This window comes from Polaromonas sp. LjRoot131 (assembly GCF_964252805.1).
Classification (GTDB): Bacteria; Pseudomonadota; Gammaproteobacteria; order Burkholderiales; family Burkholderiaceae_C; genus Polaromonas.
The window spans coordinates 1,328,922-1,342,353 of the sequence record NZ_CAXUPF020000001.1; the positions used below are offsets into that span (position 1 = coordinate 1,328,922).

Genomic DNA, 13,432 nt, shown 5'->3' on the forward strand with positions numbered 1-13,432 from the left:
AGGGCCTTAGCGGCTGGGCGGCGCGACAGCCGCCCCTTCGATCCCATGCCGCGCCAAGGCCTGCGCGACAAAACCCGAGGCCTTCATCTCCTCGACAAAAGCCGCCAGGTAACGCGCGCCGGCCTCGCGCCCCTTGGGCAAGCCCATGGCCTGGTTGATCACCATAAAACGTCCCGGCAGCAGGCGCAGGCCCGGCACGCGTTTCGCGTCGGCTTCCAGCTGCTGCTTGACGCCGGCCGCGACCTCGATGTTTTGCGCGACCATGACGTCGGTCACCGCCGGCGAGGTGGGGGCCTTGACCAGCTTCGCGGCTTTCAGTTCGCGGGTCAGGTAGAGGTCGTAGGCGCTGCCGTTGCCGACCACGACGCGGTTCACCGCCTGGTCCACGTCCTCGTTGCGGCGTATCGGCGAGTCCTGGCGCACCAGGTAGGCGCCCTCGATGATGACGTAGGGCGGCGTCTGCAGCATGTCGGCGCCGCGCACCGGGTCTATCGCGACAAAGGCGATGTCCACCTGCGCATCCTTCACCGCTTCCACCACCTTGCCGGCCGATGTGAAAGTCACCAGGTCAACCGGCACGCCCAGGCGCCTGCCGAGCTCCTTGGACAGGTCCACCGAGACGCCGCGCGGTGAACCGTCCGGCGTGCGAACCGCCAGGATGGGGTTGCCGAAGTTGATGGCGGCCTTGAGCCTGCCCGAAGGCGCCAGTTCGGCGACGGGCGCCGGCGGCGTGGAGGCGCAGCCCAGCAGCACAAACGCAGCCAGCCCCAGCACGGCCAGTGCAACAAGCCACCACCACAAGCCGTTCGAGCCGCGCACCTGGCCGGGAGACAGTCCCTCGCTCGCGCCCGGTCCCGCGTCATCGCCCACACCCTCCACCGCATCCTTGGCTTCCTTGAGCCCCATGCCTGTCAGGCCCCGCAAGCGCCGTACAGCCTCTATCTTGTTGCCCTGGTCCAGTGCCTCTTGCACCTGCGCGGGCAGGGGCGCGCCGGTAGCCAAAGCCTTGGGGGCAAAGCCGCCGGCCGGCGGCTCGCCGCGCATATAGGCTTCCAGCGCGTCCTTGGTTTCCTTGAGGCCCAGGCCGGTGCCGGCGCGCATCAGCTTGATGGCTTCGACCAGGTTGCCGCGCTGCAGGGCCTCCTGCACGGGCTGGGGAAGGGCGGGGGCGGGAGGGGTGGAAAGAGGATCGAAACCGGCCATGGTGCTCAGAAGTCCAGTTTCTGGCCTGGGTCCAGCGCCACCATGCGGGCCGTGCCGGGTGCGCTCCCGAGCGCCGCGTTGAATTCGGCCGGCGTGCCGCGCAGCACGGGCGTGGTGCCGTAATGGATGGGCAGCGCGAAGCGGGGCCGTATCATCTCGCGCACCGCCATGGCGGCATCCACCGGGTTCATCACGAAATGGCCGCCTATGGGAATCAGCACCAGGTCGGGCCGGTACATGTCGCCGATCAGCCGCATGTCGCCGAAGACGGCGGTATCGCCCATGTGCCAGAGCTTGAAGCCGTTTTCCATCTCCAGGATGAAGCCTACCGGTTCACCTCCGGGCTGCACCTCATCCTTGCCGGTGGCCGGGTTCTTGTAGGCCAGCTCGGAGGAATGCTCGGCATGCACGGCCGTGATCTTCACGCCGGTGGGGCCGAAAGGCATGATGGTGCCGCCCTTGCCGAAGCGCGGCGCGAGTTCGGCGGGCAGTATGCCCAGCGTGGCCACCGTCTGGTTCAGTCCGGCGGGCCCGTACATGGGCGCGTTGTGCATTTTGGCCAGTGCGGGCGCATCGGCGAAATGGTCGAAGTGCGCATGCGTCACCAGGATCAGGTCCACCTTGCCCAGCGCCTCCAGCGCGCGGAAGTTGGCGGGCGTCTTGGGGTTGGAGGTGAGCCACGGGTCGATCATGATGACCTTGCCGGTGGGTGTGGTGATGCGCGTGGCCGCCTGGCCGAGCCAGAGCACTTCGGTTTTGCCGTTCTGCGCGAAGGCCGGCAGGCCGAGCAGCAGGGCCACGCCCAGCAGCAGCCCGCGCAGCAGCGGGGCGGGAAATGAAGAGAAGGGGATCAAAGCAAGGCGGTTTGCAAGGCGGTTTGGCATGGGACCTCCTGAAGGATGTGAGCCATTGGAACGGCCCCCGCCACCTTCGTCAATCGGCAATTCGCGCAAATCGCCCCCGGATGGGAGCGCGCCCAATAAAAAAGCAGCCAAAAGGCTGCTTTTTTGAACCGGTGCGGTGGCGCTTACTCGACCTTGGCTTTCTTGCGCAGGTCGGTCTGGAAGGCGGCCAGCTTTTGCTGCTGCATCTGCTGGGCGATCTGCGGCTTGACTTCCTCGTACGAAGGCAGCTGCGCCGTGCGGATGTCGTCCACGCGGATGACGTGGTAGCCGAACTCGGTCTTCACCGGGGTGTCGGTGGTCTGGCCCTTGCTGAGCTTGACCAGCGCTTGGGTGAACTCCGGCACGTAGCTGGAGGGGTTGGCCCAGTCGAGGTCGCCGCCCTTGGCGCCGGATCCGGGGTCCTTGGACTTCTTCTTGGCGATGTCGTCGAACTTGCCGCCCTTTTTCAGGCTGGCGATGATGTCCTTGGCTTCGCTTTCCTTTTCCACCAGGATGTGGCGGGCCTTGTATTCCTTGCCGCCGTTGGCTTCGGCGAACTTGTCGTACTCGGCCTTCATCTCGTCTTCGGTAACCGGGTTGTTCTTCTGGTAGTCGGCGAACAGCTCGCGGATCATGATGGTCTGGCGCGCCAGTTCCATCTGCACCTTGACGTCGTCGCTGGTCGACAGGCCGCGCTTTTCAGCTTCCTGCATGAAAACCTCGCGCGCGATCACTTCTTCGCGCAGCTGGGCTTCCATGTCCGGCGTCACGGGACGGCCCGACTTGGCGACCTGCTGGGCCAGCGAGTCCAGGCGGGTTTTGGGAACGGCCTTGCCGTTGACGATGGCGACGTTCTGCGCCATCACGCCTTGAGCGCCCAGGGCCAGCAGGCCCGCGACGGCGGTGGCCAGTAAAAATTGTTTCTTCATGATGTCTTGCAGTCCTTTGATGAATGCTTGTTAGTGTCAGGATGATGCCCGGCCTTCGCGGCCGAAGTTCCGGGGGCGCCGCCAGGTTTCAGGGTGACTCGATGATCTCGATCGCCAGGGCATGCAGCCCCTGGTCAATGAAATTTTGCAGTGCATCATACACAAGCCGGTGCCGCGCCACCCGGCTTTGGCCGGTAAAGAGCGGGCTGGCGATGCGGATACGGAAATGGGTGCCGAAGCCTTCGGCGTTGGCACCGGAATGCCCGGCGTGGGCGGCGCTTTCATCGAGCACTTCCAGCCGCGTAGGCTGCAGCCGCGCCTGGAGCTGCCGCTCGATCTCCGCGGTGCGCACGGGCAGGGCGCTGGAAAGAACGCCGGAAGGGGCTGCGGTCATGGCGTGGTGCCGGGTTTGATGTGTTTGTTGAGGTACACCGCCTGCGCCAGCACAAACACCACCATCAGGCCCAGGCCGCCGAAGAGCTTGAAGTTGACCCAGGTGGCGGTGGGGAAGGTGAAGGCCACCCACAGGTTGAGGATGCCCATGACGGCAAAAAAGCCGACCCAGCTGAAATTGACCACACGCCAGATCGAATCCGGCAGCGCCATCTGCGCGCCCATCAGCGACTTGATGCCGTTTTTCTTGAAGACCAGCTGGCCCACCAGCAGGGCCGTGCCCATGACCCAGTAGAGCACCGTGGGCTTCCATTTGATGAAGGCCTCGCTGTGGAAATAAATCGTGGCGCCGCCCAGCACGGTGACCAGCCCCAGGCTGACCCACAACATGGTGTCGACCTTTTTGCCGCGCGCCTTGAGCCAGAGGATTTGTGCCAGCGTGGCGATGATCACCACGACAGTGGCCAGCAGCACCGGCGCTTCGGAGGCCCCCACCACGCCGCCCGAGACCATAAAGCCCAGCCATTCGGTGGCAGTGGCGGCGGCCCAGTCCTTGTGGCCTTCGGCGTACTTGAACATGCCGAAAAACAGGGCAATCGGCAAAAAGTCGAAAAGAATTTTCATGGACAGATTATCGCGGGGCAAAAGGGACAAAAAGAGCTGGCTTGGCGTTACATCCCCGTATTAGCAAGCAGGGGCCGCGGGACTGGCTTTGCCAGACCGCAGGCACAGCGCCCCCTCGGGGGGGCAGCGCATTACACGAAGTCGCAGACGCAGTGAAAAGCGTGGGGGCCCTATTTTTTCTTGAAGTCCAGGGAGGCGGAATTCATGCAATATCGAAGGCCGGTAGGGGTTGGCCCATCCGGAAACACATGGCCCAGATGCGCGCCGCAGCTGGCGCACACCGTTTCGGTGCGCACCATGCCGTGCTTGCGGTCCACGATTTCCTCGATCGCGCCCGGCACGGCTTCTTCGGAGAAGCTGGGCCAGCCGCAGCCTGCGTCGAATTTGGTTTCCGACTCGAAGAGCTTGGCGCCGCAGCAGATGCAGTGGTAGCTGCCGTCGGCCCAGACGGCCTCGTATTTGCCGGTGTAGGGGCGCTCGGTGGCGGCGTGGCGGGTGACTTCAAAGGCGGCCGGCTCGGCGCCTTTTTCGGCCAGCAGGGCTTTCCATTCGGCGTCGGTTTTCTGGATCTTGGCGCTCATGTTGTGTGTCCTGGAATTTTGACTTTGATGTTACGAACTGCAACTGATTTCAATCGATGAAGCCCAGTCCGGCGGGAAACCGGCAAAGCTGTCATGCCCGGGATGTTCTTCACATGGGGACTGCAGCAGGGCAAGCAAGGTATCGACACCCGAAAAGTCTTTTAGTTTCGCGGCGCGTATGGCTTCTTCGCCCAGATGGTTGCGCAGCACGAATTTCGGGTTGTTCCGGTGCATCAGGCCGGCGCGCAGTTCGGCGTCCACGCCGGCCAGCCGTTCAGAGTACTGCAGGGCCCAGGCATTGAAGGATTCTCGGTCGAAGAACAGGTCGCGCACCGGTTCATGGCCGCTTTGCGGCGTGAAGCCGTTCAGGCGCCGCCAGAAGATGCTGTAGTCGGTCTTGCCGGCGGCCAGCAGCTTGAAGCAGTCGTCCACCAGGGCCTTGTCCTCGGGCCGTTCGTCCGCCAGGCCCAGCTTGCCGCGCATGCGGGCGTACAGGGCCTCGGGGAACTGGGTCTTGTAGGGCTCCAGCGCGGCCAGTGCCAGTTCCTGCTCGCCGATCAGCGGCAGCAGGGCCTGGCCCAGGCAGAACAGGTTCCAGTAGGCCATATTGGGCTGCCGGTTGTAGGCATAGCGGCCCTGCGCGTCCGAGTGGTTGCAGATGTGGCCGGGGTCGAAGGCATCCAGGAACTGGAAGGGGCCGTAGTCCATGGTCAGGCCCAGGATGCTCATGTTGTCGGTGTTCATCACGCCGTGGCAAAAGCCCACGGCCTGCCAGGCCGCCATCAGGTGTGCCGTACGTTCGCTCACGGCCTCCAGCAGCGCCGCGTAAGGCTGCGGCGCCTCGCGGCAGGCGGGGTAGAAGCGGTCTATGACGTAATCGGCCAGGGCCTTGAGCTGGGCGTGCTGGCCGGTGTAGCTGAAGTGCTCGAAATGCCCGAAGCGGATGAAGCTGGGCGCTGTGCGGGTCACGACGGCGGCGGTTTCGATCTCTTCGCGCCGCACCGGTGCATCGGAGCCCGTGACGCACAGCGCCCGCGTGGTCGGGATACCCAGGCCGTGCATGGCCTCGGAACACAAAAATTCACGGATCGAGCTGCGCAACACGGCCCGGCCGTCGCCCATGCGGGAATAGGGCGTCTGGCCCGCGCCCTTGAGCTGCATTTCCTGCGGCCCGGACGGGCTGTCTATTTCGCCCAGCAGCAGCGCGCGGCCGTCGCCCAGCTGCCCGGCCCAGACACCGAACTGGTGGCCGCTGTAGACGCTGGCCAGGGGCCCGGAGCCCGGCAACAGGCGATTGCCCGTGAGGGCTTCCAGGGTATCGGCCGATTCCAGCCAATGGTCTTCGAGCCCCAGCTCGCGCGCCAGCGCACGGCTTTTGCCGACCCAGTAGGGCGCGGGCAGGGGCGTGGGCTGAAGCTCGGTGTAGAAGTCCGGGCCCAGGGCGGCAAAGCTGTTGACCCAGTTCAGGCCGGAGGTATTGGTGGCAGGGCTGTCTATCGCGATGGCAGAGGTCATGGGCTTATTGTGCTATCGACCCGGCGGCTGTGCCGGGCTGGGGGTATGCGGCGTCCCCACGGGCGGCTCGCGCCCCCCCGGCGGCGCTGTCGCCAAGGCAACGCGGCTGGGGACTTTCCCGAGGCCTGCGTGCCGGCCCGAGGGGTACCATGGCCGCGGAGACATTTGATTCACCCACACGCCCGCCGGGCAGGAAAGGAACACTGACGATGTTAGGTTTGATGCAAAGCCAGCCGCTGCTGATCTCATCGCTGATCGAGTTCGCGGAGCGCCACCATGGCGACGCCGAAATCGTCTCGCGCCGCGTGGAAGGCGACTTGCATCGCTACACCTACAAAGACCTGGGCCAGCGCGCGCGCCGTGTCGCCAGGGCACTGGACGGCCTCAAGCTGGCCTTCAGCGACCGCGTCGCCACGCTGGCCTGGAACGGCTACCGCCACCTGGAGCTGTATTACGGCGTGAGCGGCTCGGGCCGCGTGCTGCACACCATCAACCCGCGCCTGCACCCGGACCAGATCGCCTGGATCGCCAACCACGCCGAGGACCAGGTGCTGTGCTTCGACCTGAGCTTTCTGCCGCTGGTGCAGGCCGTGCACGCCCGCTGCCCGACCATCAAGCACTACATCGCGCTGTGCGACGCCGACAAGCTGCCGGCCGACTCCGGCGTCCCGAATCTGCAAAGCTACGAAAGCTGGATAGGCGCGCAGGCGGCCGACTACGACTGGCCCAGCTTTGACGAGAACACGGCTTCCAGCATGTGCTACACCAGCGGCACCACGGGCAACCCCAAGGCCGCGCTCTACAGCCACCGTTCCAGCACGCTGCACGCCTATGCGGCCGCGCTGCCCGACGTCATGTGCATCTCCGCGCGCGACGCCATCCTGCCGGTCGTGCCCATGTTCCACGTCAACGCCTGGGGTATCCCGTATTCGGCCGCGCTCACCGGCGCCAAGCTGGTGTTCCCGGGCCCGGCGCTGGACGGCAAGTCGATCTACGAACTGATCGAGGCCGAGAAGGTCACTTACGCGGCCGGCGTGCCCACCGTGTGGCAGATGCTGCTGACCCACATGAGGCCCGCGGGCCTGAAGTTCTCCACGCTCAAGCGCACCGTCATCGGCGGCTCGGCCTGCCCGCCGGCCATGATCAATGCCTTCCGCGAAGACTACGGCGTCGAAGTGCTGCACGCCTGGGGCATGACCGAGATGAGCCCGCTGGGCACGCTGTGCACGCTCAAGAACAAGCACGATGCGCTGCCCGAAGCCGAAAAAATGAAGATACGCCTCAAGCAGGGGCGCGCCCTCTACGGCGTCGACATGAAGATTGTTGATCCGGATGGCAAGGAGCTGCCCTGGGACGGCAAGGTCTTCGGCGACCTCTACGTGAAGGGGCCGTGGATCGTGCGCGAATACTTCAAAGGCGAGGGCGGCGACCCGCTGGTCGACGGCTGGTTCCCCACGGGCGACGTCGGCACCATAGATCCCGACGGCTACCTGCAGATCACCGACCGCAGCAAGGACGTCATCAAGTCCGGCGGCGAATGGATCAGCTCCATCGACGTCGAGAACATCGCCGTGGCGCATCCGGCCGTGGCCATGGCCGCCTGCATAGGTGTGGCGCACCCCAAGTGGGACGAGCGGCCCATCGTCGCGGTGGTCAAAAAGCCCGGCATGGACGTCACCCGCGATGAGTTGCTGCGCTTCTACGAAGGCAAGACCGCGAAATGGCAAATCCCCGACGACGTCGTTTTCGTCGACGCCATTCCCCTGGGTGCCACCGGCAAGATGCTCAAGACCAAGCTGCGCGAACAACTAAAAGATTACAAATTGCCACAAGCCTAAGTACGGCCATAGAGTGGGGCGGTATTAACCCAGCAGGGGCCGCGGAACCGGCTTTGCCGGGCCGCAGGCGCAGCGGCCCCCTCGGGGGGCAGCGCACTACGCGAAGCGAGAAGCGTGGGGGTCACATCTGTGACAAGGCGCTAGGGCATTCCCTGACGCAGTGCAGCATTTTTTACCCTAACCTTTGCCGGTTCCCCGTTAGATTTCGTTCGCAAATTCATAATTTTCAGGAGACAAGGGATGACAACCCAAACCCGATTTTTCGCTCGGCATGCCGGCGTCGCCATGGCGGTGTCCGCCATGCTTTACAGCGGCATGACGCTGGCCCAGGCACCTGCAGCCAAAGCCGCCGCACCGGCCAAGGCCGCCACCGCTGCGCCCGCCGCCGGCGGCGCGGTCAACCTGAACCAGACCGTCAAGATCGCCTGGCTGGACCCGCTGTCCGGCCTGATGGCCGCCGTCGGCACCAACCAGCTCAAGGGCTTCCAGTTCCTGGCCGAGCAGTTCAGCAAAAAGAACAAGGCCGGCGTGAAGTTCGAGATCATCGGCATCGACAACAAGCTCAGCCCGCAGGAAACCACCAACGCGCTGAAGTCCGCCATCGACCAGGGCGCGCGCTATGTGGTGCAGGGCAACGGCTCGGGCCCGGCGCTGGCCATCATGGACGCGCTGTCCAAGTACAACGAACGCAATCCCGGCAAGGAAGTCGTCTACCTCAACTACGCCGCGGTGGACCCCGACCTCACCAACAGCAAGTGCGAGTACTGGCACTTCCGTCTTGACGCCGACACCTCCATGAAGATGGAAGCCCTGACGGCCTTCATGAAGGACCAGCAGGACATCAAGAAGGTCTACCTGATCAACCAGAACTACTCGCACGGCCAGCAGGTCGCCAAGTTTGCCAAGGCCAACCTGGCCAGCAAGCGCCCCGACATCCAGATCGTCGGCGAGGACCTGCACCCGCTGGCGCAGGTCCGCGACTTCGCACCCTACATCGCCAAGATCAAGCAGTCGGGCGCCGACACCGTGATCACCGGCAACTGGGGCTCCGACCTCTCGCTGCTGGTGAAGGCCGCCAACGAGGCGGGCCTGAACAACGTCAAGTTCTACACCTATTACGCCGGCGTCACCGGCACGCCGACCGCGCTGGGCGCGGCCTCGGCCGGCCGGGTCTACATGGTGTCCTACAACCACCTGAACATGGGCGGCGAGATCCAGCAGATCCAGGCCGACTACAAGAAGAAGTTCAACGACGACTTCTACACCGGCGCGATCTACCACGCCTTCACCATCCTGACCGAAGCCATGGCGCAGACCAAGTCGACCGAGCCGGCCGCGGTGGCCAAGGCCATGGAAGGCATGCGCTTCAAGAGCTTCAACGGCGACGTCGAGATGCGCAAGACCGACCACCAGCTGCAGCAGGGCCTCTACATCGACAAATGGGAGAAAGCCGGCGGCAAATACCCCTACGATGCCGAGAACACGGGCTACACCTTTGTGCCGGTCAAATACTATGAGCCCTATGTGGCCAGCACGCCCACCTCGTGCCAGATGAAGCGCCCGGGGTGATCCCGGCGTCCCGCTGACGGACACAGGCCCGATCCGAGTTCGGGCCTTTTTTTCATCCGGCTTTTTCCAACAGGCGCTTATCGATGAATCTGGAATCCTTCACCATCGCGATGCTCAACGGCCTCAGCTACGGCTTGCTGCTGTTCATGCTCAGTTCCGGCCTGACGCTGATCTTCAGCATGATGGGCGTGCTCAATTTCGCGCACGCGTCCTTCTACATGGTCGGCGCCTATATCGCCTACAGCACCTCGCAGGTCATAGGCTTCTGGTGGTCGCTGCTGGTGGCGCCGCTGCTGGTGTTTGTGATGGGCGCGGCTTTCGAGCGTTTTTGCCTGCGCAAGGTGCACAAGTTCGGCCACGTGCCCGAGCTGCTGGTCACCTTCGGGCTTTCTTACCTGCTGCTGGAACTGGTGCAACTGGTCTGGGGCCGCTCGGCCGTCAACTACGTGCTGCCCGAAGGCCTGCAGGGGCCGCTGTTCACGGTGTTCGGCACCAACTTCCCGAAATCGCGCGCCTTCATCATGTTCATTTCGCTGGCCATGCTGGCCGGCATCTGGCTGCTGCTGACGCGCACGCGCATAGGCCTGGTCATCCAGGCCGCACTCACCCATCCTGAAACCGTGGAGGCGCTGGGCCACAACGTGCCGCGCGTCTTCATGCTGGTCTTCGGCGGCGGCGCGGCGCTCGCGGGCCTGGCCGGTGTCATAGGCGGCAACACCTTCATCACCGAGCCCGCCATGGCCGGCTCGGTCGGCGCCATCATCTTTGTGGTCGTGGTGGTGGGCGGCATGGGCTCGCTGAGCGGCGCCTTCCTGGCCTCGTTGCTGATAGGCCTGATCCAGACCTTCGCGATCCAGATGGACCAGTCGCTGATCACGCTTTTGGGGCACTTCAAGTACGTGGTGACGCCCGAGACCTTTGGCTACCCGCTGCTCAAGCTCACGATTTCGCAGGTGGCGCCCATCCTGCCCTTCCTGTTCCTGGTGCTGATCCTGATCTTCCGGCCCAAGGGCCTGCTCGGTACGCGGGAAGGATGAGTCGCCACATGTCTACCGCTTACCACCAATTCAAACCCTATAACGTCGGCCGCTGGCTGCTGTGGTCGCTGTACGCGCTGCTGCTCATCGTCGCGCCCATGATGTTCAAGAGCAGCCTGGCGCTCACCATGCTATCGCAGGCCGGCTACCTGGTCATCATCTGCCTGAGCTACAACATCCTGCTGGGGCAGGGCGGCATGCTGAGTTTCGGCCATGCGGTCTATGCCGGGCTGGGCTCCTTCCTGGCCGTGCATGCGATGAACCTGGCCGCCAAGGGCAGCTTTTACATCCCGCTGCCGCTGATCCCGCTGGTGGGCGGCCTGTCGGGCCTGTTCTTCGCCGTGCTGTTCGGCTACGTCACCACCAAGAAGGCCGGCACCACCTTTGCCATGATCACGCTGGGCGTGGGCGAGCTGGTGTTCGCCATGTCGCTGATGTTCCCCGAGTTCTTCGGCGGGGAGGGCGGCATCACCACCAACCGGGCTTACGGCAAGCCGGTGTTCGGCATCGGCTTCGGCCCGCAGATCCAGGTTTATTACCTGATCGCGTTTTACTGCTTCATCTGCACGGCGGCCATGTTCGCCTTCACGCGCACGCCGCTGGGCCGGATTTTGAACGCCGTGCGCGACAACCCCGAGCGCGTGGAGTTCATCGGCTACAACACGCAGCGCGTGCGCTACTACGCCTTCATCATCGCCGGCTTTTTCGCCGGTATAGGCGGCGGCTTGGCGGCCATCAATTCCGAGATCGTGACCGCCGAGGTCGTGAGCGGCGTGCGCTCGGGCAGCCTGCTGCTGTTCACCTTCCTGGGCGGGGCGACCTTCTTCTTCGGCCCCATCATCGGCGCCGGCCTGCTGGTGCTGGCGCTGATCCTGCTGTCCGAGTTGTCCATGGCCTGGCTGCTCTACGTGGGCCTGGTCTTCCTCTTCATGGTGATGTATGCGCCGGGCGGCATCGCCAGCCTGATCATGATGAACCTGCGCGTGGCCTCCTTCGGCAAGCTCAGGGAGCTGTGGGTGGGTTACCTGGGCCTGGCCGTGACGGCCTTCGCGGCGCTGGCCGGCGCCGCCGCCATGGTGGAGATGGTCTACCACCTGCAGCTCAACGCGGCGCTGGGCCCCGAGCTCGGTTTCATGGGCTTGCGCCTCAATGCAACCAACCTCAACAGCTGGCTGGGCGCGGGTTTTGTGCTGGCCACGGGCCTTGGCCTGTTCGAACTCACGCGCAGGCAATTCCTCACGCAATGGGGCCAGATACAAGATGACATCGAAAAAGAAATCAAGCGGAGGGAACTGTTGTGAGTGCAACCACCTGTTCGCTTGAACTCAAAGACCTGCGCAAAAGCTTCGGCAAGACCGAAATCATCCGCGGCGCCAACCTGCAGGTGCAGGCCGGCGAGCGCGTCGCCATCATCGGCCCCAACGGCGCGGGCAAGTCCACCCTGTTCAACCTCATCAGCGGGCGCTTTGAGCCCACCAGCGGCGAAGTGCTGCTCAACGGCCAGCGCATAGACGGAAAAAAGCCGTTTGAAATCAACAGGCTGGGTTTGTCGCGCAGCTTCCAGATCACCAACATCTTCCCCAAGCTCAGCGTGTTTGAAAACCTGCGCTGCGGTGTGCTGTGGAGCCTGGGCTACAAATACACTTTCTTCCGCTTCCTGGCCGACCTCGACGACGCCAACGAGCGCGCCGAACAGCTGATGGCCATGATCAAGCTCGACAAAAAACGCGACGTGCTGGCCACCAACCTGACCTACGCCGAGCAGCGCGCGCTCGAAATCGGCATCACCATCGCCGGCGGTGCCAACGTCATCCTGCTCGACGAACCCACGGCCGGCATGAGCCGCTCGGAAACCAGCCGCTTCATCAACCTGATCAAGGAAGTCACCGTGGGCAAGACCCTGCTGACCGTAGAACACGACATGGGCGTGGTTTTCGGCCTGGCCGACAAGATCGCGGTGGTGGTCTACGGCGAAATCATTGCCTACGACACGCCCGAGGCCGTGCGCGCCGACCAGCGTGTGCAGGAAGCGTATCTCGGCTCGTCCGTTGCCGACGCACAGGCGGGAGGCCACTGATGCTGCATATCCAGAACCTCCACGCCTTCTACGGCAAAAGCCATGTGCTGCATGGCGTGCACTTCGACGTGCAGCCCGGCCAGATCGTCGCGCTGCTGGGCCGCAACGGCTCGGGGCGCTCCACCACGGCCAAGGCCATCATGGGCCTGGTCGACTGCCAGGGTTCCATCCTCTGGAAAAAGCAGGAGATTGTCGGCAAGAAGGCCTACCAGATCGCCCACCTCGGCATTGGTTATGTGCCCGAAAACCGCGACATCTTCCCCAAGCTCACGGTGCACCAGAACCTGCTGCTGGGCCAGAAAGGATCCGGCAAGGGCTCGCGCTGGTCGTTTGAAGACATGTACCAGATGTTCCCCCGGCTGCGCGAACGCCAGCACACCGAGGCCGGCGTGCTCTCGGGCGGCGAGCAACAGATGCTCACGCTGTGCCGCACGCTGATGGGCGACCCCGACCTCATCATCATCGACGAGCCCACCGAGGGCCTGGCGCCCAAGATCGTCGAACTGGTGGGCCAGTATTTGCAGACGCTGAAGGCCAAGGGCATTTCCGTGCTGCTGATCGAGCAGAAGCTGACGATTGCCATGGCGATCTCCGACCGCGCTCTGGTCATGGGCCACGGCAGCATCGTGTTTGACGGCACGCCCGACAGCCTGCGGGCCGATGCCTACATCCGCAAGGAATGGCTCGAGGTGTAAAAAACCGTGTGGATTGCGGTGGGCATGTCACCGCTGGGACAAAAATAGACCAAACAGTCCAACCCGGGACTTGTGCCGTCACAAACG

General features: G+C 64.1%; 13 protein-coding genes and 1 pseudogene. 6 read left to right on the top strand and 8 right to left on the bottom strand.

Translation table 11 applies throughout. From position 1 onward, the window contains the following. Nucleotides 1-6: 6 nt before the first annotated feature. The 8 genes and pseudogenes from ACSQ27_RS06155 to ACSQ27_RS06190 all read right to left on the bottom strand — a co-directional run bounded on the left by ACSQ27_RS06155 (nt 7) and on the right by ACSQ27_RS06190 (nt 6,129). Entirely contained in the window at nt 7-750 is a 744-nt protein-coding gene (locus tag ACSQ27_RS06155) for an ABC transporter substrate-binding protein (protein ID WP_436155408.1), read from the bottom strand. 129 nt (nt 751-879) lie between these two features. Beyond that, nucleotides 880-1,203, bottom strand: a pseudogene (locus tag ACSQ27_RS06160) (hypothetical protein); the annotation flags it as partial. A gap of 5 nt (nt 1,204-1,208) precedes the next feature. Further along, nucleotides 1,209-2,087, bottom strand: a complete 879-nt coding sequence (locus ACSQ27_RS06165; RefSeq protein ID WP_436154577.1) for a metal-dependent hydrolase — start codon at nt 2,085-2,087, stop codon at nt 1,209-1,211. A gap of 143 nt (nt 2,088-2,230) precedes the next feature. Continuing rightward, nucleotides 2,231-3,016 (bottom strand): peptidylprolyl isomerase, encoded by a 786-nt coding sequence (locus ACSQ27_RS06170; protein ID WP_436154578.1) that lies wholly within the window; start codon nt 3,014-3,016, stop codon nt 2,231-2,233. Nucleotides 3,017-3,104: 88 nt separating this feature from the next. Then, nucleotides 3,105-3,410: a BolA family protein gene (locus ACSQ27_RS06175; protein ID WP_436154579.1), complete on the bottom strand. Its 306-nt coding sequence runs from the start codon at nt 3,408-3,410 to the stop codon at nt 3,105-3,107. After that, on the bottom strand, nt 3,407-4,033 hold the full coding sequence (locus ACSQ27_RS06180) for a septation protein A (RefSeq protein ID WP_436154580.1): 627 nt from the start codon (nt 4,031-4,033) through the stop codon (nt 3,407-3,409). The genes ACSQ27_RS06175 and ACSQ27_RS06180 overlap by 4 nt, the downstream gene beginning before the upstream one ends. Nucleotides 4,034-4,203: 170 nt before the next feature. Next, nucleotides 4,204-4,614, bottom strand: a complete 411-nt coding sequence (gene msrB, locus ACSQ27_RS06185) for a peptide-methionine (R)-S-oxide reductase MsrB (RefSeq protein WP_436154581.1) — start codon at nt 4,612-4,614, stop codon at nt 4,204-4,206. A 30-nt stretch (nt 4,615-4,644) separates the two neighbouring features. Then, nucleotides 4,645-6,129, bottom strand: a complete 1,485-nt coding sequence (locus ACSQ27_RS06190; RefSeq protein ID WP_436154582.1) for a protein adenylyltransferase SelO — start codon at nt 6,127-6,129, stop codon at nt 4,645-4,647. Nucleotides 6,130-6,338: 209 nt separating this feature from the next. On the opposite strand from ACSQ27_RS06190, the gene ACSQ27_RS06195 reads away from it, so the two are divergent. From ACSQ27_RS06195 to ACSQ27_RS06220, 6 genes are all read left to right on the top strand, one after another. Next, complete coding sequence (locus ACSQ27_RS06195; RefSeq protein ID WP_436154583.1) at nt 6,339-7,967, top strand: 3-(methylthio)propionyl-CoA ligase; 1,629 nt, start codon at nt 6,339-6,341, stop codon at nt 7,965-7,967. A gap of 315 nt (nt 7,968-8,282) precedes the next feature. After that, complete coding sequence (locus ACSQ27_RS06200; protein ID WP_436155409.1) at nt 8,283-9,536, top strand: branched-chain amino acid ABC transporter substrate-binding protein; 1,254 nt, start codon at nt 8,283-8,285, stop codon at nt 9,534-9,536. Between the two features lie 83 nt (nt 9,537-9,619). Then, nucleotides 9,620-10,573 carry a branched-chain amino acid ABC transporter permease gene (locus ACSQ27_RS06205; RefSeq protein WP_436154584.1) on the top strand — a complete coding sequence of 318 codons (954 nt, stop codon included), beginning with the start codon at nt 9,620-9,622 and terminating at the stop codon, nt 10,571-10,573. Nucleotides 10,574-10,581: 8 nt separating this feature from the next. Beyond that, on the top strand, nt 10,582-11,874 hold the full coding sequence (locus ACSQ27_RS06210; protein ID WP_436154585.1) for a branched-chain amino acid ABC transporter permease: 1,293 nt from the start codon (nt 10,582-10,584) through the stop codon (nt 11,872-11,874). After that, on the top strand, nt 11,871-12,650 hold the full coding sequence (locus ACSQ27_RS06215; protein ID WP_436154586.1) for an ABC transporter ATP-binding protein: 780 nt from the start codon (nt 11,871-11,873) through the stop codon (nt 12,648-12,650). Before ACSQ27_RS06210 ends, ACSQ27_RS06215 begins: the two co-directional genes overlap by 4 nt. Continuing rightward, nucleotides 12,650-13,345: an ABC transporter ATP-binding protein gene (locus tag ACSQ27_RS06220; RefSeq protein WP_074574254.1), complete on the top strand. Its 696-nt coding sequence runs from the start codon at nt 12,650-12,652 to the stop codon at nt 13,343-13,345. The genes ACSQ27_RS06215 and ACSQ27_RS06220 overlap by 1 nt, the downstream gene beginning before the upstream one ends. Nucleotides 13,346-13,432: the final 87 nt, after the last annotated feature.

Coding starts and splice junctions, on each gene's coding strand:
- ACSQ27_RS06220 (WP_074574254.1), top strand. CDS start 12,650: ATGCTGCATATCCAGAACCTCCACGCCTTCTACGGCAAAAGCCATGTG.
- ACSQ27_RS06200 (WP_436155409.1), top strand. CDS start 8,283: ATGACGCTGGCCCAGGCACCTGCAGCCAAAGCCGCCGCACCGGCCAAG.
- msrB (WP_436154581.1), bottom strand. CDS start 4,614: ATGAGCGCCAAGATCCAGAAAACCGACGCCGAATGGAAAGCCCTGCTG.
- ACSQ27_RS06190 (WP_436154582.1), bottom strand. CDS start 6,129: ATGACCTCTGCCATCGCGATAGACAGCCCTGCCACCAATACCTCCGGC.
- ACSQ27_RS06180 (WP_436154580.1), bottom strand. CDS start 4,033: ATGAAAATTCTTTTCGACTTTTTGCCGATTGCCCTGTTTTTCGGCATG.
- ACSQ27_RS06195 (WP_436154583.1), top strand. CDS start 6,339: ATGTTAGGTTTGATGCAAAGCCAGCCGCTGCTGATCTCATCGCTGATC.
- ACSQ27_RS06165 (WP_436154577.1), bottom strand. CDS start 2,087: ATGCCAAACCGCCTTGCAAACCGCCTTGCTTTGATCCCCTTCTCTTCA.
- ACSQ27_RS06205 (WP_436154584.1), top strand. CDS start 9,620: ATGAATCTGGAATCCTTCACCATCGCGATGCTCAACGGCCTCAGCTAC.
- ACSQ27_RS06170 (WP_436154578.1), bottom strand. CDS start 3,016: ATGAAGAAACAATTTTTACTGGCCACCGCCGTCGCGGGCCTGCTGGCC.
- ACSQ27_RS06210 (WP_436154585.1), top strand. CDS start 10,582: ATGTCTACCGCTTACCACCAATTCAAACCCTATAACGTCGGCCGCTGG.
- ACSQ27_RS06175 (WP_436154579.1), bottom strand. CDS start 3,410: ATGACCGCAGCCCCTTCCGGCGTTCTTTCCAGCGCCCTGCCCGTGCGC.